At 68.9% G+C, this 19646-nt stretch carries 19 protein-coding genes; 9 read left to right on the plus strand and 10 right to left on the minus strand.

Going from position 1 to position 19646, the window contains the following annotated elements:
* The first annotated feature begins 239 nt into the window (after positions 1-239).
* From E6N53_RS15660 to E6N53_RS15675, 4 genes are all read left to right on the plus strand, one after another.
* Positions 240-2468, plus strand: a complete 2229-nt coding sequence (locus E6N53_RS15660) for a glycoside hydrolase family 3 N-terminal domain-containing protein (protein WP_142860493.1) — start codon at positions 240-242, stop codon at positions 2466-2468.
* A gap of 201 nt (positions 2469-2669) precedes the next feature.
* Positions 2670-3056, plus strand: coding sequence for a hypothetical protein (locus E6N53_RS15665; RefSeq protein ID WP_142860494.1), 387 nt, complete (start codon positions 2670-2672; stop codon positions 3054-3056).
* Between the two features lie 244 nt (positions 3057-3300).
* Positions 3301-3711, plus strand: a complete 411-nt coding sequence (locus E6N53_RS15670; RefSeq protein WP_142860495.1) for a DUF7994 family protein — start codon at positions 3301-3303, stop codon at positions 3709-3711.
* 206 nt (positions 3712-3917) lie between these two features.
* Entirely contained in the window at positions 3918-4322 is a 405-nt protein-coding gene (locus E6N53_RS15675) for an SHOCT domain-containing protein (RefSeq protein WP_236642381.1), read from the plus strand.
* Between the two features lie 586 nt (positions 4323-4908).
* On the opposite strand, the gene E6N53_RS15680 is transcribed toward E6N53_RS15675, so the two are convergent.
* On the minus strand, positions 4909-5796 hold the full coding sequence (locus tag E6N53_RS15680) for a universal stress protein (RefSeq protein WP_142860496.1): 888 nt from the start codon (positions 5794-5796) through the stop codon (positions 4909-4911).
* Positions 5797-5914: 118 nt separating this feature from the next.
* Here E6N53_RS15680 and E6N53_RS15685 point away from each other — a divergent pair, with 118 nt between their 5' ends.
* Positions 5915-6295 carry a DUF7979 domain-containing protein gene (locus E6N53_RS15685; RefSeq protein WP_142860497.1) on the plus strand — a complete coding sequence of 127 codons (381 nt, stop codon included), beginning with the start codon at positions 5915-5917 and terminating at the stop codon, positions 6293-6295.
* A 256-nt stretch (positions 6296-6551) separates the two neighbouring features.
* Here the strand turns inward: E6N53_RS15685 and E6N53_RS20800 are convergent, their stop codons facing one another.
* Complete coding sequence (locus tag E6N53_RS20800) at positions 6552-6704, minus strand: hypothetical protein (protein ID WP_161596576.1); 153 nt, start codon at positions 6702-6704, stop codon at positions 6552-6554.
* A 205-nt stretch (positions 6705-6909) separates the two neighbouring features.
* On the opposite strand from E6N53_RS20800, the gene E6N53_RS15690 reads away from it, so the two are divergent.
* A complete protein-coding gene (locus E6N53_RS15690) occupies positions 6910-7188 on the plus strand; it encodes an amphi-Trp domain-containing protein (protein WP_142860498.1) in 279 nt (92 codons plus the stop codon).
* On the opposite strand, the gene E6N53_RS15695 is transcribed toward E6N53_RS15690, so the two are convergent.
* Positions 7175-7498, minus strand: coding sequence for a hypothetical protein (locus E6N53_RS15695; RefSeq protein WP_142860499.1), 324 nt, complete (start codon positions 7496-7498; stop codon positions 7175-7177). The two genes, E6N53_RS15690 and E6N53_RS15695, sit on opposite strands and share 14 nt — an antisense overlap.
* Positions 7499-7782: 284 nt before the next feature.
* Between E6N53_RS15695 and E6N53_RS15700 the strand changes: the two genes are divergently transcribed.
* Together E6N53_RS15700 and E6N53_RS15705 are read left to right on the plus strand one after the other, a co-directional pair.
* Entirely contained in the window at positions 7783-8835 is a 1053-nt protein-coding gene (locus tag E6N53_RS15700; RefSeq protein WP_142860500.1) for a chymotrypsin family serine protease, read from the plus strand.
* A 124-nt stretch (positions 8836-8959) separates the two neighbouring features.
* Positions 8960-10861: an ABC transporter ATP-binding protein gene (locus tag E6N53_RS15705; RefSeq protein ID WP_142860501.1), complete on the plus strand. Its 1902-nt coding sequence runs from the start codon at positions 8960-8962 to the stop codon at positions 10859-10861.
* A 289-nt stretch (positions 10862-11150) separates the two neighbouring features.
* Here E6N53_RS15705 and E6N53_RS15710 read toward each other — a convergent pair whose 3' ends face one another.
* The 6 genes from E6N53_RS15710 to E6N53_RS15735 form a co-directional block, all read right to left on the minus strand.
* Positions 11151-11663 (minus strand): 3-isopropylmalate dehydratase small subunit, encoded by a 513-nt coding sequence (locus E6N53_RS15710; RefSeq protein WP_136591134.1) that lies wholly within the window; start codon positions 11661-11663, stop codon positions 11151-11153.
* Positions 11660-13003, minus strand: coding sequence for an aconitase/3-isopropylmalate dehydratase large subunit family protein (locus tag E6N53_RS15715; protein WP_142860502.1), 1344 nt, complete (start codon positions 13001-13003; stop codon positions 11660-11662). The genes E6N53_RS15710 and E6N53_RS15715 overlap by 4 nt, the downstream gene beginning before the upstream one ends.
* Entirely contained in the window at positions 13003-13998 is a 996-nt protein-coding gene (locus E6N53_RS15720) for a hydroxymethylglutaryl-CoA lyase (RefSeq protein ID WP_142860503.1), read from the minus strand. The genes E6N53_RS15715 and E6N53_RS15720 overlap by 1 nt, the downstream gene beginning before the upstream one ends.
* Entirely contained in the window at positions 13995-15206 is a 1212-nt protein-coding gene (locus E6N53_RS15725) for a CaiB/BaiF CoA transferase family protein (protein WP_142860504.1), read from the minus strand. Before E6N53_RS15725 ends, E6N53_RS15720 begins: the two co-directional genes overlap by 4 nt.
* A gap of 141 nt (positions 15207-15347) precedes the next feature.
* A complete protein-coding gene (locus E6N53_RS15730; RefSeq protein ID WP_136601439.1) occupies positions 15348-16019 on the minus strand; it encodes an MBL fold metallo-hydrolase in 672 nt (223 codons plus the stop codon).
* A gap of 37 nt (positions 16020-16056) precedes the next feature.
* A complete protein-coding gene (locus E6N53_RS15735; RefSeq protein ID WP_142860505.1) occupies positions 16057-17280 on the minus strand; it encodes a CaiB/BaiF CoA transferase family protein in 1224 nt (407 codons plus the stop codon).
* A 180-nt stretch (positions 17281-17460) separates the two neighbouring features.
* Between E6N53_RS15735 and E6N53_RS15740 the strand changes: the two genes are divergently transcribed.
* On the plus strand, positions 17461-18825 hold the full coding sequence (locus tag E6N53_RS15740; protein ID WP_142860506.1) for an MmgE/PrpD family protein: 1365 nt from the start codon (positions 17461-17463) through the stop codon (positions 18823-18825).
* A gap of 45 nt (positions 18826-18870) precedes the next feature.
* Here E6N53_RS15740 and E6N53_RS15745 read toward each other — a convergent pair whose 3' ends face one another.
* Positions 18871-19644, minus strand: coding sequence for an SDR family NAD(P)-dependent oxidoreductase (locus E6N53_RS15745; protein WP_136601436.1), 774 nt, complete (start codon positions 19642-19644; stop codon positions 18871-18873).
* Between the last annotated feature and the right edge of the window lie 2 nt (positions 19645-19646).

The raw sequence follows: 19646 nt of genomic DNA on the forward strand, positions 1-19646 counted from the left end.
CGGTCACCGAGTTCGAGAACGAGGGGGGCGAGAACACGGTCGGCGGGTCGACCGAGAGCCAGCCGCTTCACACTCGCCGGGACGCCGCCGCCGACGAGCACGGCAGTCACAGACGAGAGACGTCGTGATGGCTCTACAGGCAGGTGGTCGGAGGACCGACCGTACGCCGTATCCGGACACTGGTTCGGCCGCATCGACAGAGCTGGTGATTTATAAGCGCACGGAGTCGCCTACCGCGTATGGAAACACAGACGCGGTCGCTGCTCGACCACCTCTCGCCCGAGCGGCGGGCGGCTATCGAGGAGCACGTCGAGACGCTGCTCTCGGAGTTGACCCTCGAACAGAAGGTGGGGCAGTTGAACCAGGTGAACGCCGACTTCGCGACGGGGACTGCCGTCGCCGACATGGACCTCGAGGAGGGAATCCGCGACGGCGACATCGGGTCGGTGCTCAACTTCGCCGACCTCGACGAGGCCCGGCGGTTCCAGGAACTCGCCGTCGAGGAGTCCGACCACGGCATCCCGCTCGTGCTGGCGCTCGACGTCATCCACGGCTACCGGACGATCTTTCCGATCCCGCTCGGCGAGGCGGCGTCGTGGAATCCGGAGATGGCAGCGCTGTCGGCGCGTGTCGCCGCGACCGAGGCGGCTGCCGATGGGGTACACTGGACGTTCGCCCCGTCGGTCGACGTCGGTCGTGACCCCCGCTGGGGCCGCGTGATGGAGGCCGCGGGTGAGGACCCGTACCTCACCGCCGAAACCTCGAAGGCACGCGTCCGTGGCTTCCAGGGCGACGACCTCGCTGCGGACGACACCGTCCTCGCCTGTGCGAAGCACTACGTCGGCTACGGTGCCTCCGAGGCCGGCCGCGAGTACAACATCGTCGACATCTCCGAGACGACCCTCCGTGAGGTCCACCTCCCGCCGTTCGAGGCCTGTCTGGAAGCGGGTGTCGGCAGCGTGATGAACGCCTTCAATCTGCACGAGCGAATCCCGGCCAGCAGTAACGATGAACTCGTCGAGGGAATCTTGCGCGGCGAACTCGACTTCGAGGATCTGGTCGTGTCCGACTGGAACTCGTTCGGTGAACTCATCGAGCACGGCGTCGCCGGTGACCTGCGCGATGCGGCTCGGGCGTGCATCGAGGCTGGCTCCGACGTCGACATGGTCAGTGGAGCCTACGCGACCGAACTGGTCGGGCTGGTCGAAGACGGTGTCGTCGACGAAGCACTCGTCGACGACGCGGTCCGCCGTCTCTTGACCGTCAAAGGCGTTCTCGGGCTGTTCGACGACCCTTACCGGTACTTCGACGAGGAGCGTCGGTCCCAGCGGATTCTCACCGACGACCACCGCGCGGCCGCCCGCGAGGTAGCCCGTGAGTCGCTGGTCCTGTTGAAGAACGAAGCGGACCTGTTGCCAGTGGACGAGCGCGACGACGTCGCACTCGTCGGCGGGCTCGCGGACAGTGCCACCGACATGCTCGGTGCCTGGCGCGCCGAGGGCGACCCGGACGACGTGACGACGCTCAGGACGACACTCACTGACCGCGTCGAGAGCCTGACGTACGTCGAGGGCTGTGACAGAGACGGCGCTGTCGGCGACGAGCAACTGGAGCGAGCAGTGGAGGCGGTCACGTCCGCGGACGTCGCGATCGTCGCCGTCGGCGAGCGCTACAGCCAGAGCGGTGAGGCGGCGAGTCGCGCCCACCTCGACCTGCCCGGCGACCAGCGGGCGCTGCTCGAAGCACTCGTCGAGACAGGGACGCCCGTCGCCGCCGTGCTGTTCAGCGGCCGACCCCTGGCTATCGACTGGGAGGCCGACCACGTCCCCGCACTCCTCGAGGCCTGGTTCCCCGGTGTCGAAGCCGGTCCCGCCATCGCCGACGTCCTCCTGGGCGAGGACGACCCGTCGGGGCGGCTGCCGATGAGTTTCCCCATCACCGAAGGACAGATCCCCCTCTACTACAACCGGCTGAGAACCGGGCGGCCCGCTGAAGACGGCGAGGTGGACCTGACGGTCGCCCCAGAGAACCACGCGGAGAAGTACCTCTCACGGTATCTCGACGTCCCGAACGAACCGCTGTACGCCTTCGGTCACGGGGAGAGTTACACGGAGTTCGCGTACACCGACCTCACCCTGGGGACGGATGCGGTCACAGCCGAGGAGACGCTCTCGGTCGAGGTGACCGTCGAGAACACGGGCGACCGCGCCGGGACCGAGGTCGTTCAGCTGTACGTCAGTGACCCGGTCGGCAGTCGCGCACGGCCGGTCAGAGAGCTCGTCCGCTTCGACAAGGTCGACATCGACGCCGGCGACTCGGCGACGGTCTCGTTCGAGTTGACGGCCGCTGACCTCGCGTTCTGGACGGCTGACGAGACGTACGCGGCAGAGCCCGGCGCGTTCGAGGTGCAGGTCGGCCACGCGTCCGACGACATCACCGCTGTCGAGCGGTTCGAACTGGTCGAGTAAGGCACCCAGAGCTCTCCACGTTCGCTTCGACACGGCTCGTCGTTGCGACCGTGACCGTACGTGCTTGCTTCGTGCGCACGCGTCTCCGACATCACGACGGCCGTGAGAGAGCCGGTGAGTGGACGAGAGACACACCACGGGAGCCGTCCCGGAGTCGCCGTGGTGCTAGCTTTTTGGACCACGCGCCCCCAAGCGAGTACTATGCCCTCCACAGACGTCGTCACACGGATACGTGAGCGGCTCTGGACGCAGCGGAACCTGACCGTCGTCGTCGCGATCTCGCTCGGGCTCGCGCTTACCCACGGATTCAGCGTCGTGTTCGGCCCCGACGGGAGCTTCCTCCTCCTGTTGGCGGTCGGGGTCGTCGTCCCGACACTCTACGACGAGTACTGGCCGCGGTACGACCGAACGTGGAAGGCCGTCGGCTGGATCGGCGTGGCGGCGGGAGTCGTGGCAGCCGCGTTCGCCGGCCTCTACTGGGTCGGCACCGAGGGACTCGCGCTGGCTGAGCTTCCCGCCAGCGCGGGCGCGTTCGTTCTCATCACCGTCGGCGGCATCGTGACGCTCGGTCGGTGGAGCCACCGGTAGGGTCGCTGTCGCCCGAGACGTGCACCGGTGGGGACTCGCCCACGTCCGGTGTAGTCCCCTGGACGCCACGAGTGCCCCAGTCACGAGCAGGACGACTGCGACGGCCGTCAGGGGACTCTCGGGGAGCGTGTACACGAGGACGAGAGCTGACTCGGCGTCTCCCGTTCCTGCCGAGACGGAGAGCGTCGGGCTGTGCGGCCGTCACCTCCGTCAAAAATAAATCGCCGTCACGTCCATCGCGTGTATGGCCTACCGAAGGCAGCGGCAGGTGGTCGGTGCCGTCGGGCTCGCGCTCGTGGCGTTCGTGGCCGCCGTCCTGGTCGCCGCCGGCCCGCCGCACTCGCTCCTCGTCGCCGTCCAGCTCGCCGCGCTCGGACTCGGAGGCGCGTGTGACCTCGTGTCAGCCGTCGACAGCCCGCTCACGCGCCGCGTACCCTGGTACAAGTGGAGCGGTGCGGGGAGCATCCTGCTGGGTATCTCGATCCCGCTGGGGGTGGTCCCGACAGGGAGCCAGGAGGGCGACGCACTCTTTCTGTTCGGGATGACCGTCCTCGCGAGCCTCTCGATCACGGCGATTGGAGTCGAGTTGCTCCTCTTCGACGGCGTCCACCTCTTCGACGACCCGCCGGACGGTGCGTCGGCGAGCACTCACTGAGCGGTCGCTTCGGGCGGAGCGAGGTTCTTCAACGCGGCCGTCGTCCCCGGCACCGGGGGGTCCTCGAAGGGAAGGAGTGGTTTTGTCCGTCCCGGGTCACCGCCACCGCGAAGCTGCGGCGGCGCGACCGATGGATGCGGCTCCGCCGACGGACACGACAGCGTGCGAACAGAACGGCCAAGTGGGGCCAGTTCCGAGGTGTCGACGTGACACGGTCTGAACCACGCGTCGTCACCGGCCTCATGCTGGGCGCCTTCCTCGCGTTCGGCATCGACACGCTGGTAATCGTCGCCGGGCTCTGGTACGTCGACCGGCTCTCGGCCGCGGCGGCCAGGTGGGTCAGCGTCGCCGTGCTGGCCTTCTTCGCGCTCTGGGTCGGGGGCCGGTGGGCCCGCCTCCGGTTGCGCAACGGTGCAGGGGACGGCGGCGACACGGGCGACGACAACACCCACCAGCGCGACCCGCTCGAGAAGCTGAAACAGCGGTACGCCGACGGTGAGCTCTCGGACGCGGAGTTCGAGGAGCGACTCGACACGCTCCTCGACGCCGACCGGCGGGCCGAATCGACGGGCGAGACGGCCCGGCTCGAACTGTCCCGCGACTCCGAGTGACGACCCCCGGAACCGGCAGGACCAGTGTGGACCGCTCGGTTCGCGCCCTGCTCCTCGGCGGCACCGAAAGCCGTGTCGAGCGGAACTGCAGGCACCTCTCGGTCGTTGCGCTGGCCGGTGCGCGGTTGGGGCGTACGCCGTCGGGCTGTTCGGCGTCGCCGAACCGTGCTCGTCGTCTCGGGCGACGCGACATTCGTCGGCCTCGTCGTCGCGCTCGCGTTCGGTGTCGGTGCGCTCACACGGGGGGTGGTCAGTGTGGTCGGAGACGCCTGATTCTCGCACGGGTGCGAGCGACGATTGTGTTCGACCCGGTCACTCGTGAGGGTATCGTCCGTTCCGAGACTCGATTACACAGATAGCTGTGTAACGTTATGACGCGCGTGACCGGTGCGCTCACGCGTCGTCAGTCGAGACTATAGTCGTGCTGCTGCCGGTTTGTCGGCGCTGTCACACAGCAGGTTGGCTCTGACTCTCGTGTCGTGAGAGGGGCTGAGCAACCTCGTCAGCGTGCACACGCCCTCAGCCGGCCGTGGCGTCGTGTGCTCACCGAGAGCGACGCCGAGCGCGTCCCCGAGCAGTCAGGTCATCACTCCTGTCGCGCGTTGACGGAGACGACGGGCATCTCCGCCCCGCGAAGCACCCGGCCGGTCGTACTCCCTAAGACGAGTCGACTGAGTCCCGCCCGGCCACGCGTGCCCATCACGACGAGGTCGATGTCGTGTTCGTCCGCGTAGTCGAGGAGGGCCGCGGCGGGGGCTCCCTCGAGAACGGTCGTCAGCGCGTCGACCCCGCGCGTTCGGGCCTGTTCGGCGAGCGCCCGCGCCGCCGCTGCGCCGCGGGAGTCGGGGGTCGTGTCCGGTTCGTTCCCGGCCGCGGCGGCGGCCCGTTCTGCGCGGTCGGCCGCGGCGGCGACGTACACGGCGTGGACGCGGGCCCCGGTGTGTGCGGCAATCTCGAGGCCGTGGTCGACCGCTGCGGCCGCCGGCTCGCTCCCGTCCGTCGGCACGAGCACGTCGTCGTACCCGTCCGCGACGCGACTGCGGTCGAGCGAGCGGACGGTGAGCACCGGGGCCTCGGCCAGGCGGACGACGCGTTCTGTCACACTCCCGGCGACGAGTCGGCGGAGCCCGCTCCGTCCGTGCGTCCCCATCGCGAGCAGGTCGACGTCGTGGTCGTCCGCGTAGTCGAGAATCTCCTCGGCCGGCTCGCCCTTTCGGACGGCCGTCTGCACCGACGCCGAGCCGTCCTGCGTGTCGACGACAGCCTCGACGGTGGCGTCCGCCTCCGCTTCGAGGCGGTCGATGAACGCCTTGTCGACGCCGCCGGCGCTGAACGGGCCGGCCGCCTGCTGTAGGTCGATGACGGCGAGGACGTGGACCGTCGCGTCGAACGCGTCGGCGAGATACCGGCCGTGTTCGGCCGCCCGCAGGGCGTGGTCGCTGCCGTCGGTCGGAACGAGGATACGTTCGTACATCACTCGGTGGGCAGATGCGCGTGGCGGGTACATAAAAGGCGGCCGACGAGGCCGGCGCTCGGGGGACGCGCCGACGCCCACGACAAGACACTTATCGACTGCCCGTGACCGACCGTCGATGCCCGACCAGGCTGTCGTTCGCTGGCTGCTCGTCGCCCTCGCGCTCTGTGCGGGGTGTGCGAGTCCGAGCGCGCCGCAACCGTCGACGCCGACTGACGCGGTGCCGCCGTCCACGACCGACACGGCGGCCACGACGAGGGGCGCGACGACCGACTGTCCGCCCACCCTGCAGGTGACCGTCGCGACAGACAGCCAGCGCTCGCGAACGGACCGACGGGTCGAGTTCGCCGCCCTGGCTCCGGCGAGACAGCGCGAGTTCGAGGCGGCGCTCGCGAACGGTACCGTCGAACTGGACGACGCCCTCCCGGAGCCGTGGTCGGCACCACTGCTCGTCGACTACCGGGGTGAGCAGTACTACGCAGTCGCGCAGGTGTGTTGAGTCGGGGACCTCGTCTAGCCGCGAACGCGTCCAACTCGATCCGTCGAGCCAGCGCGTCACAGGCGTCGGCGAGCGGCCCGACGCACTCGGGACACTGGTGCGTTTTTTGTCGGTTTTCTATTAGGATTGGCCGGTGAACCGCGAATCAGAACGCGCGCTCGTCGGCACACTGGTCGCCGAACTCGGCGCGCTCACGCTGGACGACCTGCTTGCTCGTAGTCGGCCTGTTCGGAGGTAGGGCGTTCCTCAAGGAACGTCACAGTCGCTGCGCATCGTCGCGCGCTGCTTCGTCGACATCGGGCTGGTGATTCCCCACTGGGTGGCCCGCGACGTCCGGCAGCAGATGGCCGACCCGGCGTGCATCTGGATGCACGTCGCCGCAATTTTGGTGATTGATCTCGTTGGACATGCGGTGTCTCTCGCGGAACGTTCGAGATGGCGTGGACGGCGGCAGTCGCCCCCCGCAAAGGAGAGTTGCGGGTCACCTCCCGTACTCCGATGAGGCGGCCCGTTCGACCACTCGCCGAGATGGTGAGAACGGACGGAACGGTCCCGCCGAGTCAACACTTGTCGGGACGGGTGGAGTCAAGACGCTGTGAGTCGTCTGATGGGGTATGCCTGAAGAGACGATATTCGAGTTCGAACGGAGCATGGGGACGGCCGAAGTCGCGGAGTACCTCCGGACGGTCGCGGACCGCCTCGAGTCTGGCGAGGAGTTCACCCTCGAGTCGGGTGGGGAGTCGGTCACGCTCCGTCCGCCGGGACGCATGGAGTTCGAGGTGGAGGTCGAGCGGGAGACGTCGAAGTCGGGCGGGCCCGCCGAGATCGAGGTCGAGTTCGAACTCGAGTGGGACGAAGCCGACGACGACGACGGGTCGCTCACGATCGAGTGAGCGGGCCGCCGGGCTTCCGACCCCCCGCGCTTCCGAGCTCGCGACTGCCAGCGTGCGGTGCGGCCCGGCCACCGGCCGTACTGGTCTCGGGGGCGCTCGCGCCGCGGCTCGGCATCTCGACGGTGACGTCGGCGACCGCCGCGAAGCGCTCGCTGTCCATCGCCGGGAGTTGTGAGCGGTCGGTCACCCCGGCTTCGACGAGCGACCGCGCGCGGACGTCGCCGCTGCCAGTGATGTCGTCGAGGACGCCCGTTCGAGCCGGCGCTCGAAACGGTCGAGCGGTCGGGACAGGCGACTGGCGCGTCCACACCGTGGTGGCGGAACGGCGAGCACGGGCCGACGTTCATGACTCCTCGGGGCGCTGACGACGACCAGTAAATGAAATTATACCGATACGTAGGGGACGGTCGTCCGCCTTCGGCGACGTCGAGAGCCGGCAAATGAGTCGAGTTCCCGACCACCAGACACGGCCGTTCGGCGGGTTTCACTCCAGTCAGTCCGGGTTTCAGGGTCTTCCGGGCTCGCGGACATACCGCGACAGCGCAATCACACTTATTTCTTGTCAGGTCGATTGTATAGGAGCGAGGAACACTCATGAAAGACGCAGAACGGCAGGCGAAGCTGGCGAAGTTCCGGAGGGAGGTCGAGGACCTGGACAACGTCGTCGGGACGGCGATCGACCCCAAGACGGGGAAGATCGTCGCGCTCGTCACCGAGAAAAAACCAGAGCAAGACCTGCCCGATAACCAGCTGGTCGCGAACAACACGTCGCTCTCGAAGGACGAACACGGCGTCGTCGAGGTGGGTGAGCTCCGGGCACACTCCGTCCCGCTCGCGGCGGAGTCGTCGGCGGTCGTGCGGCCGGTCGAAGCGGGTGCCGAAGAGCAGCCGAAGAATCGCGACTGGGTCGGGACCGCGAGCTTCCTGGCGCGCGTGGTCGACACCTCGAAAGGGGAGTGGAGCACCGGCGTCTCGACGGGCAGCGTGGTCCGCCTGTCGAACTGGCACGTGTACGTCGGGGACGAGTTCGTGCCGCACCGCCCCATCAACCAGCCGTTCAAGGGCGGCAAGGTCGGCGAACTCGTCGGTGAGGTCCCCATCACCGACGGGGTGAAGGTCGACGTCGCCGCCCGTTCCGTCTCCATCGAGGACGGCTGGGGGACCATCGGTCTCGAGACGGCCGAGAACGGTGAGGAGTACGGCCGACGGGTCGTCTACGACATCACGGACGAACACGGCGGCAAGACGGTGACGAAGTCGGGGCGGACGACGGACGTGACCACGGCGGAGATCGTGCTGGTGGACGTCTCCGTCGACATCGACTACGGCGAGCCCGGCCACCCGAACCTCGTCCGGGTCGACGACTGCGTCATCACGACCGACCTCGGCGCGCCCGGTGACTCGGGCTCCCCGGTGTTTCTCACCGAGGACGGCGCGCTGTGTGGGCTGTACTTCGCCGGCTCCGCCGTCTCGGGCGTCTTCAGCCAGATCGGGAACGTCCGGGACGCACTCGGCGTCGAGCCCATCACCGACTGGGACGAGGACACACCGCCGACGGACTACGTCGTCGACAGGCCGACCGACGACGACCTCGAACAGTTCAAGCGCGACCTGGTCGAGTTCGTCGAGAACTGGCACCCGTCGTAGCCCGCTCGCCCGGCCGGGGCGACCACGGAGGGCCGTGTCCGCGCCCGCGACGGCGGGTCGCCCGCGCCACCGCGAGGCGTCCGGGAGACAGCGTCATACGCCGTGAGCGACTCCAAAGAGACAGATGGACGACTCACAGACCGAAGCGGGATGGCGTTCCGACCCGATCTGGCAGCTGTACGCCGCCTACGGGCGAGCGCACGTCGCCTACGCCGGCCTGGGCGTCGTTTCGACGGTCCTCGGTCGACTCTTCGGACTCGTCCCCGCGTTCGTCATCGGGCTGGCGGTCGACGCCATCTTCCTGCGCGAGCGCCCCTTCGGCCTGCCGTTCGTGCCCGCGGCGTGGCTGCCGACGAGTCCGGTCGACCAGCTGACCCTCGCCATCACCGTGTTGGTCGTGGCGACGGTCGGCGGAGCCGTCGCCTCCTGGCTCGAAGACTGGGGGTGGAGCGTGTTCGCCCAGCGCATCCAGCACGCGCTTCGGGTCGACGCGTACGACCGCCTCCAGCGCTTCGACCTCGCGTACTTCACGAACCGGCGGACGGGTGACCTGATGAGCGTGCTCAACAACGACGTGAACGCCCTCGAGACGTTCCTCGAAGACGGCCTCAGCGCGATTATCTGGATCGGGGCGACGGTCGTCGGGATTGGGGCGATACTGCTCACGCTCAACGTCCCGCTGACGCTCGTCACCCTGCTTCCCATCCCGGCGCTCGTCGCGTTCACGCTCTTTTTCACGCGCGTCATCGAACCGAAGTACCTCGCCATCAGGGGGAAGATCGGCGACCTCAACTCCCGGCTGGAGAACAACGTCAGCGGGATCGAAGTCATCAAGACCGAGGGGGCGGAGGCGTACGAGCGCGACCGCGTCGAGTCCACCTCGCGGTCGTACCTCACCGCGAACCTCACGGCCATCCGGACGCAGACGACCTATTACCCCGGGCTGACCGTCATCTCCGGCGTCGGCTTCGCCGTGACCTTCCTCGTCGGCGGCCTGTGGATTCTGACCGGCGCGCCGTTCGGCCTGTCGGCGACGCTCTCACCCGGCGAGTTCGTCACGTTCGTCATCTACGCCCAGCAGTTCGTCTGGCCCGTCCTCCGTTTCGGGACCGTCGTCGACGACTACGAGCGGGCGAAGGCCGCGGCCGTCCGCGTCGCCGACGTGATGGCGCGCGAGAGCCGCATCGCAGCCGCGCCGGATGCGACCGACCTCGACGTCCGTACCGGCGCGGTCGAGTTCGACCACGTCTCGTTCGGCTACGACACCGACCGCGGCCGGCGCGTTATCACCGACGTGTCACTCGACGTCGCCGGCGGCGAGACCATCGGCGTGGTCGGCCCGACGGGCGCGGGCAAGTCGACGCTCCTCAAACTCGTCCCCCGGCTGTACGACGCAGACGAGGGCGCGGTCCGCATCGACGGTCGGGACGTCCGCGACGTGACGCTCACGAGCCTCCGACGGGCCGTCGGCTACGTCAGCCAGGAGCCGTTCTTGTTCTTCGGGACGATTCGCGAGAACATCCGCTACGGGACGTTCGACGCGACGGACGAGGACGTCGAACGCGCCGCGAAGCGAGCACAGGCGCACGCGTTCGTCCAGAACCTCCCCGACGGGTACGAGACGCGCGTGGGCGAACGCGGCGTGAAACTCTCCGGTGGGCAGCGACAGCGCATCGCCCTCGCACGGACCATCCTCAAAGACCCCGCGATTCTCGTCCTCGACGAGGCGACCGCCAGCGTCGACACCGAGACGGAGGCGCTCATCCAGCGGAGCATCGCCGAGTTCGCTCGCGACCGGACGACGTTCGTCATCGCCCACCGGCTGTCGACCGTCCGCAACGCGGACCGCATCGTGGTCGTCGACGACGGCCGAATCACGGAACGGGGGACTCACACCGAACTCCTCGCTCGCGACGGCCTCTACGCCAACTTCTGGCGCGTCCAGGCGGGCGAGGTCGACGCGCTCCCCCCGGAGTTCCTCGAACGGGCGATGGCGCGGGGTGCCGAACGCCACGACAGGGGCTGAGCGGGGCGTGTCGCCTGGCCGGACGCAGCCGTCCGGAACTCGGACGTATTCACCGAGAGTGTTCAGTGTTCGTGTTCACTAGTGGTGTTCACTGGTGAATTCGTCAGACGGCGCATCCGTCTCGGTCGGGGCCTACGCGTGTGCCGCAGGGGGTCGAGACGGTGGTCTCGCTCTCGGACGCCATCGTGTGACACCGATGCGTTCGGTGTGTTCGCGGGCGTCCTGGGCCGCGGCGTTGCTCACAGGGTGGAGTGACGGTGAGAGTGACGGTGTCGGACACCGCCGGGCGTCACTCCGCGTCGAGCTTCGCCTTCGTGTACGCCTTCAGCCCACCCTGTGAGACGAGCTCTTGCAGGAATGGCGGGAGGGGCTCGGCGTCGTACGTCTCGTCTTTCGTGTGGTTGCGGACGACACCCGCGTCGAGGGCCATCGACACCTCGTCCCCGTCGTCGATACCGCCCGCGCCCGGACAGATGAGCACCGGCAGTCCCAGATTGATGGCGTTGCGGAAGAAGATGCGCGCGAACGACTCCGCGACGACGCCCGCGACGCCCGCACCGAGGAGGGCGAGCGGTGCCTGTTCACGCGACGACCCGCTCCCGAAGTTCGTCCCCGCGACGACGAAGTCGCCCGGCTGGACCGTCTCGGAGAACGCCGGCCGGAGGTCGTTGAAGGCGTGCTGGGCGAGTTCGTCCGGGTCCGAGGAGACGATGAACCGAGACGGGGTTATCTGGTCTGTGTCGATGTCGTCGCCGAAGCACCACGCGCGACCCGGGTCCGCCGGGTCCGGTCGGGCGCTCACGACTCCGCCCCTCCGGCGGTCGTCGACGAGGAGACGACGTGGTCGTCGTACCGGTTCGTCGCGTGGGTCCGCGGGTCGGTGATCTCGCCGTACAGCGCGGAGACGCCGACGGTCGCGGGGCTGGCGAGGTAGACCCGCGACTCCATCGACCCCTCGCGCCCGGGGAAGTTCCGGTTCGCGGTGGCGAGACAGACGTCGCCGTCCCCGAGGACGCCCTGGTGGTAGCCCGCACACGGGCCGCAGCCGGCGGCCTGGACAATCGCGCCGGCGTCGACGAGCGTCTCCGTGACCCCCGTCGCGAGCATCTCCCGGTAGACCGCCCCCGAGGCAGGGACGACGACCATCCGGACGCCCGGTGCGAGTTCCTCCCCCGCGAGGATGTCCGCGACGAGTCTGATGTCCTCGTACCGCCCGTTGGTGCAGGTCCCGACGAACAGCTGGTCGAGCGGGGTCCCTTCGACGTCGGTGACGTCCACGGCGTTCTCGGGGTTCGACGGCTTCGAAACCTGTGGGGCGATGGCCGACCCGTCGTAGGAGTAGACGGCCTCGTACTCGGCCGACTCACCCGCGTGGGCGTACGCGGGAATCTCGACCGTGTCCCCGGTCTGGGCTTCGAGGAACCGCACCGTTCGGTCGTCGGCCTCGACGATTCCCGCCTTGCCGCCCATCTCGATGGCCATGTTCGCGAGGACCAGCCGTTCGTAGATGGGCAGCGACTCGACGGTCGACCCCGCGTACTCGGCGGCCCGGTACGTACAGCCGTCGAAGCCGACGTCGCCGATGAACCGCAAGATGAGGTCCTTCGCGTACACGCCGTCCGCGAGGTCGCCGTCGACCTCGAACCGGAGGGTCGTCGGGACGCGGAACCACAGCTCGCCGGTGGCGAGTGCCGTCCCCAGGTCCGAGGAGCCGACGCCGGTCCCGAAGCCCCCGAGTCCGCCGTAGGTCGTCGAGTGTGAGTCCGCGCCGATGACCAGGTCACCGGGTCCGACGAACCCCTCCTCGACGAGCACCTGGTGACAGATGCCGTCGCCGACGTCGTACTGCGCCGCCCCGTGTTCGGCCGCGAACTCCCGGAGCCGGTTGTGGTTGTTCGCGGCCTGCACGCCGTCGGCGGGCGCGTGGTGGTCGATGGTGAACACGGTCCGCTCGGGGGCGAACAGCGTCCCGTCCCCGCCGGTCACCTCCTCGAAGGTGTCGAACGCGAGGGGGCCGGTGATGTCGTGAGCCATCGCGACGTCGATGTGCGCTTCGACGTACTCGCCCGCACGGACGTCCGCGCCCGATTTCGCGGAGAGGAGGTTCTCCGCGAACGTCTTGGTCTCGTCGCGGTCGCGCATCACTGCTCGCCTCCCATATCACCCATGTTACCCTCGCGAGAGCCGGTGGCGGCCGACGAGACCGTCTCCAGCACCCGCTCGACGGTCCCGCCCATGAGAACGTGGCTCGTCGCGCCGAGGCCGAGTCGGTCGGACACCTCGCGGGCGACCGCCTCCACTCGCGCGACGTCCGCCGAGACGTCGACGTCCATCCCGTCGAGCATCCGGACCAGGTCCTCCGTCGGGGTGTTGCCGACGCCTCGCAGCCCGCCCGGGAGGACGACGCCGCCGCCGAGTCCGCACACCGAGGAGTCGAAGCGGTCGACGCCACACTGCATCGCGACGAGCGTGTTCGCGAGGCTCATCCCGTTCGTGTCGTGCAGGTGGAGCCCGACGTCCAGGTCGGGGTGCCGCTCGAACACCGCGGTGAACAGCTCGTACACCTCACGCGGGTTCGCGAGCCCCATCGTCGTCGCCAGCGTCACCTCGTCGACGCCCGCCTCGACGACCCGGTCGACGACGGTCAGCGTCGCCTCCATCGGGATGCGCCCCTCGTAGGGGCAGTAGAAGCTCGTCCCCATCCCGGCTTCGACCGCGATGCCGTGGTCGTGTGCGAGGTCGACCGTCGCCTCGATCTCGTCCAGTGTCTCTGCGACCGTCATCGACTGGTTCTTCGCGCTATAGCTCTCTGAGACCGTCACGAGCGCGTTCACCTTGTCGACCTCGGCCGCGACGGCACGTTCGGTGCCGATTCGATTGGGGACGAGCGCGCGATAGGTCACCTCGGGGTTGCGGTCGATCCGTCTCGCGACCTCGTCGGCGTCTCGCAGCGTGGGGACCGCCTTCGGGTGCGTGAAGGAGGTGAACTCGATCTCGTCGACGCCGGTGGTCGACAGCGCGTCGATGAGTTCGACCTTCTCGGCCGTCGGGACGAACTCGTCCAGTCGCTGAAAGCCGTCTCGCGGGAGCATCTCGACCAGGTGGGCTTCGTCGGGGAGCGAAAGCGAGAAGGTCATATCACACCCTCCGCGTCGAGTTCGACGAGCGTCTCCGCGTCGTACCCCAGGATGTCGCCGTACACCCGGTCGTTGTGCGCGCCGAGGGCGGGACCGAGAAAGTCGATGCCGCCGGGCGTCTCGCTGAAACGAGGAAAGGTGTTCTGGACGCGAACCTCGCCCACGTCGGGGTCGTCGACAGAGACCACCGCCTCGCGCGCCCGATAGTGCTCGTCGGCGAGGATGTCCTCGACGTTGTAGACGGGGCCGAGAGTCGCATCACACGCCTCGAAGCGGGCCATGACCTCCTCGCGCGTGTGTCGGTCCATCCACTCTTGGATGATGGCGTCGAGTTCGTCGCGGTTCGCCACGCGCGCGGCGTTGTCCGCGAAACGCGGGTCGTCTCTGAGGTCGGGCCGCTCGATGGCCTCGAGCGTCCGCATGGCGAGCGGCTGTGCGCTCGCGGAGATGGCGACCCAGCGGTCGTCTTTCGTGCGGTAGACGTTCCGCGGTGCCGAGGAGTTCGACTGGTTGCCCGACCGCTCTTCGATCTCGCCGAGGAGGTCGTAGCTGAGCGGCTGTGGCCCGAGCAGGCTGAAGATGGGCTCGATGAGGCTGGTGTCGATGACCTGGCCCGACCCGCCGTTGACGTCGCGGTGATAGAGCGCGAACGCGACGGCGAACGTCGAGAAGAGCGCGGCGATGCTGTCGGCCAGCCCCGTCGGCGGCAACAGCGGTGGTCGGTCGGGAAACCCGTTCAGATACGCGAAGCCGCTCATCGCTTCCGCCAGGGTGCCGAACCCCGGGCGGTTCGCGTACGGACCGTCCTGGCCGAACCCCGAGACCCTGAGCATCACCAGGCCCGGGTTCAGCTCCTGTAGGCGGTCGTACCCGAGGTTCCACTTCTCGAACGTCCCGGGGCGGAAGTTCTCGACGAGGACGTCCGCCTCGCTCACGAGGTCCTCGAAGACCACCTGGCCCCGCTCGCTCCCGAGGTCGAGGGTGACTGACTGCTTGTTCCGGCCCAGATACTTCCACCAGAGGCCGGCCCCGTTCTTCTGTGGGCCGAAGTTACGGAGGTGGTCGCCGAACGCCGGATGTTCGATCTTGATGACGGTCGCGCCGAAGTCGGCGAGGATCCGACCGACGGTCGGTCCGGAGATCATCGAGCCGGCCTCGATGACGGTGACGCCGTCGAGTGGCCGCACGGCAGTAGTTGAATCTGACATGGCTGGTGCTGGTGCGTACTCCCCCGTGTCGCGCTCCGAGGGGCGACGCGGCGATAGTGGCACAGATTGGCACCCACGGGCAATAAAGATGGCCGACCCGCCGGGTCGGCCAGGCGGTCTCGGCGGGTCGCCGGTGAGCGCTCAGAACAGCTCGACCCGCATGCCGCGCGCCTCGACGTCGTCCGCGAACGCCTCGGCGTCCGTCTCGATGGCCTCGAACGTGTCGTAGTGCACCGGGAGGACGAGCGCCGCACCGACGGCCTCGGCGAGGGCGGCCGCCTCGTGACGGTCCATCGTGTAGGTCCCGCCGATGGGCGGGATGACGACGTCCGCGCGGAGGTCGCGGTGGTCGTCGAGGAAGTCGGTGTCGCTCGGGAAGTAGACGGTAGTGTCACCGATGTCCACCACCACCCCGACGACCTCACCCACCGCGTGGTACGGGTTCCCGTCGTCGTCGACGTGGTCGCCGTCGGCGCGGTTGTACGCCGGGACCGCCTCGACCGAGAGCCCATGGACCGTGACGGTCGCGTCGGCCGCCAGAGGCGTCACTGGTCGGCCGAGGTCGCTCGTGTCGATGGCCTCGTAGGCGACGACCGTCGTCGCGTCGTTCGAGACCGCGTCGATGCCGTCGGGGTCGTAGTGGTCGTCGTCGTCGTGGGTCACGACCACGACGTCGGCGTCACCCGGTTCACCGTCGACGACGTCGCGCCACGGGTCGATGTAGACGACCACGCCTTCGGACTCGATGCGCACGCTCGCGTGGCCGGGGTGGGAGAACTCGATGCCGTCGTACGCGACTCCGTCGACTACCATACCCGACCGTCGGCGGCGACGGTGATAGAGGTGGGGGCTAGACGACCTCGTCAGCCTCGAACGCCTCGCGTTCCGCCGGCGAGTAGCCGTACTCGGCCAGCACCTCGTCTGTGTGTTCGCCGAGGAGCGGCGGGTGCGCTCGAATCGACGCCGGCGTCCGCGAGAAGTGCATCGGCGTGCCCGACATCTCCACCACCCCCGCCGTGGGGTGGTCGACCGACTGGCGCATCCCCCGCGCGCGGACCTGTTCGCGGTCGAACACCGATTCGAGGTCCTCGACGGGGCTCGCGGGGACGCCCTCGCTGTCGAGCAGTTCTACCGCCTCCGCGGTCGTGTACGCCGAGAGTTCCGCGTCGAGGAGCGGGTCCAGCACGTCGCGGTGCTCGACCCGCGCCTCGTTGGTGGCGAACCGCTCGTCGTCGACGAGGTCCGCGCGGTCGATGGCGCGGCAGAAACGCGGCCACATGTTCTCCGAGGAGACGGCGACGACGACGTAACCGTCGCTTGTGGTGAGTGCCTGGTACGGCGCGATGTTGGGGTGTTTCGAGCCCATCCGTCCGGGCGGCCTCTCGGTCGCGAAGTACTGGCTCGCCATGTACGACATCCACGCGACCTGCCCGTCGAAGAGGCTCACGTCCACCTTCTGTCCCTCGCCGGTCCGCTCGCGCTCGAAGAGCGCGGCGAGGACGGCCTGCGTGGTGTACATCCCCGCGCCGATGTCGGCGATAGCGACGCCGACGCGCACGGGCGCGCCGTCTTCGGGGCCGGTGATGCTCATCATCCCCGCCTCCGCCTGGATGGCGATGTCGTACGCCGCCCGGTCGCGGTCGGGTCCCCACTCGCCGTAGCCAGAGAGCGAGGCGTACACCAGTTGGGGGTTCTCCGCCGCGAGGTCGTCGTAGCCGAGTCCCCACGCGTCCATCTTCCCGACGCGGAAGTTCTCGACGACGACGTCCGCCTCCCGGGCGATGCGCCGGAAGACCGCTCGGCCGTCCTCGCACCCGAGGTCGAGCGTCACCGACCGCTTGTTGCGGTTGACGCTCAGGTAGTACGACGACTCGTCGCTGTCGCCGTACGTCGGCGGGCGGAACCCGCGCGTCTGGTCGCCGACCCCCGGCCGCTCGATCTTGATCACGTCGGCACCGAGGTCGCCGAGTTGCATCGTACAGAACGGCCCCGCGAGGACGCGCGAGGCGTCGAGGACGGTCACGCCGTCGAGGGGGCCCACGTCACCCGTGGGATGCTGTGCTTCACCCACCATGGGCGTCGGTGGGGGCCGCGGCGGTCAGAGTGTGAGACGGGCAGTCGTGCGCGGACATACCCGAGGGAAGTGACCGTTCCACATAATCGTATGGTCTCCGGTGGTGACACCGAGGCTCGCCGACGCGCGTCTCAGCGGGCCGTCACGAACAGTTATACCGGCGTGGGGTGAGCGACTCACATGGTTAGCGTGCCGGAAGACAGCGCCTGGCTCAGCGACGTCGCAGCGTTCCTCTCTGGCCCCGTTCCGCCCGCGGTCCGAGACCGGGGGGCGCAGGTCGTCGCGGACGTCCTCACGGCGACCGTCGCGGGCGCGGCCGTCCCGGCGAACGACGCCGTCTCCGCGCAGGTGGCGCTCGGGGCGGGCGACGCCTCCGTCGTGGGGACGGAACGGACGGCCGACGCGGGCAGCGCCGCACTCTTGAACGGGACGGCGAGCATCTCACAGGAGATCGAAGAGGGACACAACACCGGCGGGCACGTCGGGGCCGGCGTCGTCGTCGGGGGGTTCGCCCTCGCAGAGCACGCCGACGCCGACGGCGAACGCCTCGTCGAAGGGGTGGTGAAGGCGTACGAACTGTGTGCACGCATCGAGAACGCCATCTTCCTCATGAAAGACCGGATGAACGAGGCGCTCCCGTGGCTCGTCCGTGACCCCCACTCGACGTGGACGACGCTCGGGCCCGCGGTCGCGGGGGCCATCGCGCTCGGTGCCGACGAGGAAGCAGTGCTGGAGGCGTTCAGACTCGGGGCGAACCTGGCCGTGGTCTCGATGTGGGACCCCTACCGCGAGGGTGCGCCGGCGCGGAACTACACCGCGGGGTTCTCCGCACAGGCGGGCGTCAACGCGGCGCTGTTGGCCGACTCCGGGCTCGCGGGGTCGCGCGCGGCCATGCATCACGTGTACGACCCGCTCCGGGAACTGAAAGGCGAGGCGTTCGACCGCGCCTTCGCCGAACTCGGTGAGACGTGGGAGATCGAGACGAACTACTACAAGTTCGCCCCGTCGTGTCGGTACACCCACGCCCCGCTGGGTGCGGTCGAAGAACTCGCCGACGAGGTCGACGTCGAACGGGTCGACGCCATCGACGTCTACTCGTATCGCAACGCCTGCGACCTCGACTACACCGACTACACCAACGCGACGAGCGCGAAGTTCTCCATCCCCTACGTCCTCGCGCGCTACCTCACGAGCGGCCCGTTCTGGCTCGACGACTTCGACGAGACGTCCCTCTCGGACCCCGCGGTCCGGGCGCTCGCAGCGCGCGTCAGCGTTCACTACGACGAACAGTACGAGGAGACGTTCCCCGAACACTGGAGCGCGCGCGTCGCGGTGACCCACACCGACGGGTCGACCGTGGCGGCCGAGTGCATCGACCCGCCGGGCGACTACCGGAACTTCCCGGGGACGGACGCCCTCCGAGAGAAGTGGCGGCGACTGCTCGCGTCCCGCCTCGACGACGCGGACGAGGCGTTCGACGCGCTCGTGTCGATTCGCGAGCGTGACGCGCGCGCCGTCGGCGAGGCGCTCAGACGCGGTCCCTGAGGTCGTCTTCTGGACCGAGGGTCCCACACGCGAGGGTCAGTCGGGTCAGTGCGCCGTGTAGCCGCCGTCGACGACGAGACACTGTCCGGTGATGTATCGCCCGAGGTCCGAGGCGAGGAACGCGGCCATCGCGCCGACGTCGTCGGGGTCGCCGAGGTACGGAAGCAGCGTCGCCGATTCGAGGAAGGCGCTCGAGTCGGGGTCCGACAGCGCCTCCCGGGTGAGTTCCGTCCGGACGACGCCGGGGCAGATAGCGTTGACGAGGACGGGCACGTCCGCGTAGTCCACGGCCAGTTGCCGGGTGAGCGAGACGACACCGCCCTTCGAGGCGAGGTAGGCCGGCTTCCGCGGACGACCCACGAGCGCGAGCTGGGAGGCGACGTTGATGACCCGGGCGGCGGGGCTCCGTTTCAACACGGGCATCGCGTGGTGGACGCCGTGGTAGACGCCGGTGAGGTTCACCCCGAGGACGCGGTCCCAGGTCTCGGGTGTCGTCTCCTCGACAGTGCCGTCGTGTGAGACGCCGGCGTTGTTGACGAGCACGTCGAGCCCGCCGTAGGACGCGACGGTCTCGGCGACCAGCGCCTCGACCGCGTCGCCGTCGGCGACGTCGGTCTCGACGTAGCGCGCCTCGCCGCCGGCTGTTTCGATGGCCTCGACGGTGGGGACGACCTCGCCCGTCGGCGGTGTCTCGTCGACGTCGGCGACGACGACGCTCGCACCTGCCTGCGCGAGCGCGAGGGCGATGCCGCGGCCGATACCGGCGCTCGCGCCGGTGACGATGGCGACCCGGTCAGTGAGGGAGATTTCGAGCGACATGG

Origin of the sequence: Salinigranum halophilum, assembly GCF_007004735.1 — an archaeon.
Taxonomy (GTDB): Archaea; Halobacteriota; Halobacteria; order Halobacteriales; family Haloferacaceae; genus Salinigranum; species Salinigranum halophilum.

Coding starts and splice junctions, on each gene's coding strand:
- E6N53_RS15660 (WP_142860493.1), top strand. CDS start 240: ATGGAAACACAGACGCGGTCGCTGCTCGACCACCTCTCGCCCGAGCGG.
- E6N53_RS15665 (WP_142860494.1), top strand. CDS start 2,670: ATGCCCTCCACAGACGTCGTCACACGGATACGTGAGCGGCTCTGGACG.
- E6N53_RS15670 (WP_142860495.1), top strand. CDS start 3,301: ATGGCCTACCGAAGGCAGCGGCAGGTGGTCGGTGCCGTCGGGCTCGCG.
- E6N53_RS15680 (WP_142860496.1), bottom strand. CDS start 5,796: ATGTACGAACGTATCCTCGTTCCGACCGACGGCAGCGACCACGCCCTG.
- E6N53_RS15685 (WP_142860497.1), top strand. CDS start 5,915: ATGCCCGACCAGGCTGTCGTTCGCTGGCTGCTCGTCGCCCTCGCGCTC.
- E6N53_RS20800 (WP_161596576.1), bottom strand. CDS start 6,704: ATGTCCAACGAGATCAATCACCAAAATTGCGGCGACGTGCATCCAGAT.
- E6N53_RS15690 (WP_142860498.1), top strand. CDS start 6,910: ATGCCTGAAGAGACGATATTCGAGTTCGAACGGAGCATGGGGACGGCC.
- E6N53_RS15700 (WP_142860500.1), top strand. CDS start 7,783: ATGAAAGACGCAGAACGGCAGGCGAAGCTGGCGAAGTTCCGGAGGGAG.
- E6N53_RS15705 (WP_142860501.1), top strand. CDS start 8,960: ATGGACGACTCACAGACCGAAGCGGGATGGCGTTCCGACCCGATCTGG.
- E6N53_RS15715 (WP_142860502.1), bottom strand. CDS start 13,003: ATGCGCGACCGCGACGAGACCAAGACGTTCGCGGAGAACCTCCTCTCC.
- E6N53_RS15720 (WP_142860503.1), bottom strand. CDS start 13,998: ATGACCTTCTCGCTTTCGCTCCCCGACGAAGCCCACCTGGTCGAGATG.
- E6N53_RS15725 (WP_142860504.1), bottom strand. CDS start 15,206: ATGTCAGATTCAACTACTGCCGTGCGGCCACTCGACGGCGTCACCGTC.
- E6N53_RS15730 (WP_136601439.1), bottom strand. CDS start 16,019: ATGGTAGTCGACGGAGTCGCGTACGACGGCATCGAGTTCTCCCACCCC.
- E6N53_RS15735 (WP_142860505.1), bottom strand. CDS start 17,280: ATGGTGGGTGAAGCACAGCATCCCACGGGTGACGTGGGCCCCCTCGAC.
- E6N53_RS15740 (WP_142860506.1), top strand. CDS start 17,461: ATGGTTAGCGTGCCGGAAGACAGCGCCTGGCTCAGCGACGTCGCAGCG.
- E6N53_RS15745 (WP_136601436.1), bottom strand. CDS start 19,644: ATGTCGCTCGAAATCTCCCTCACTGACCGGGTCGCCATCGTCACCGGC.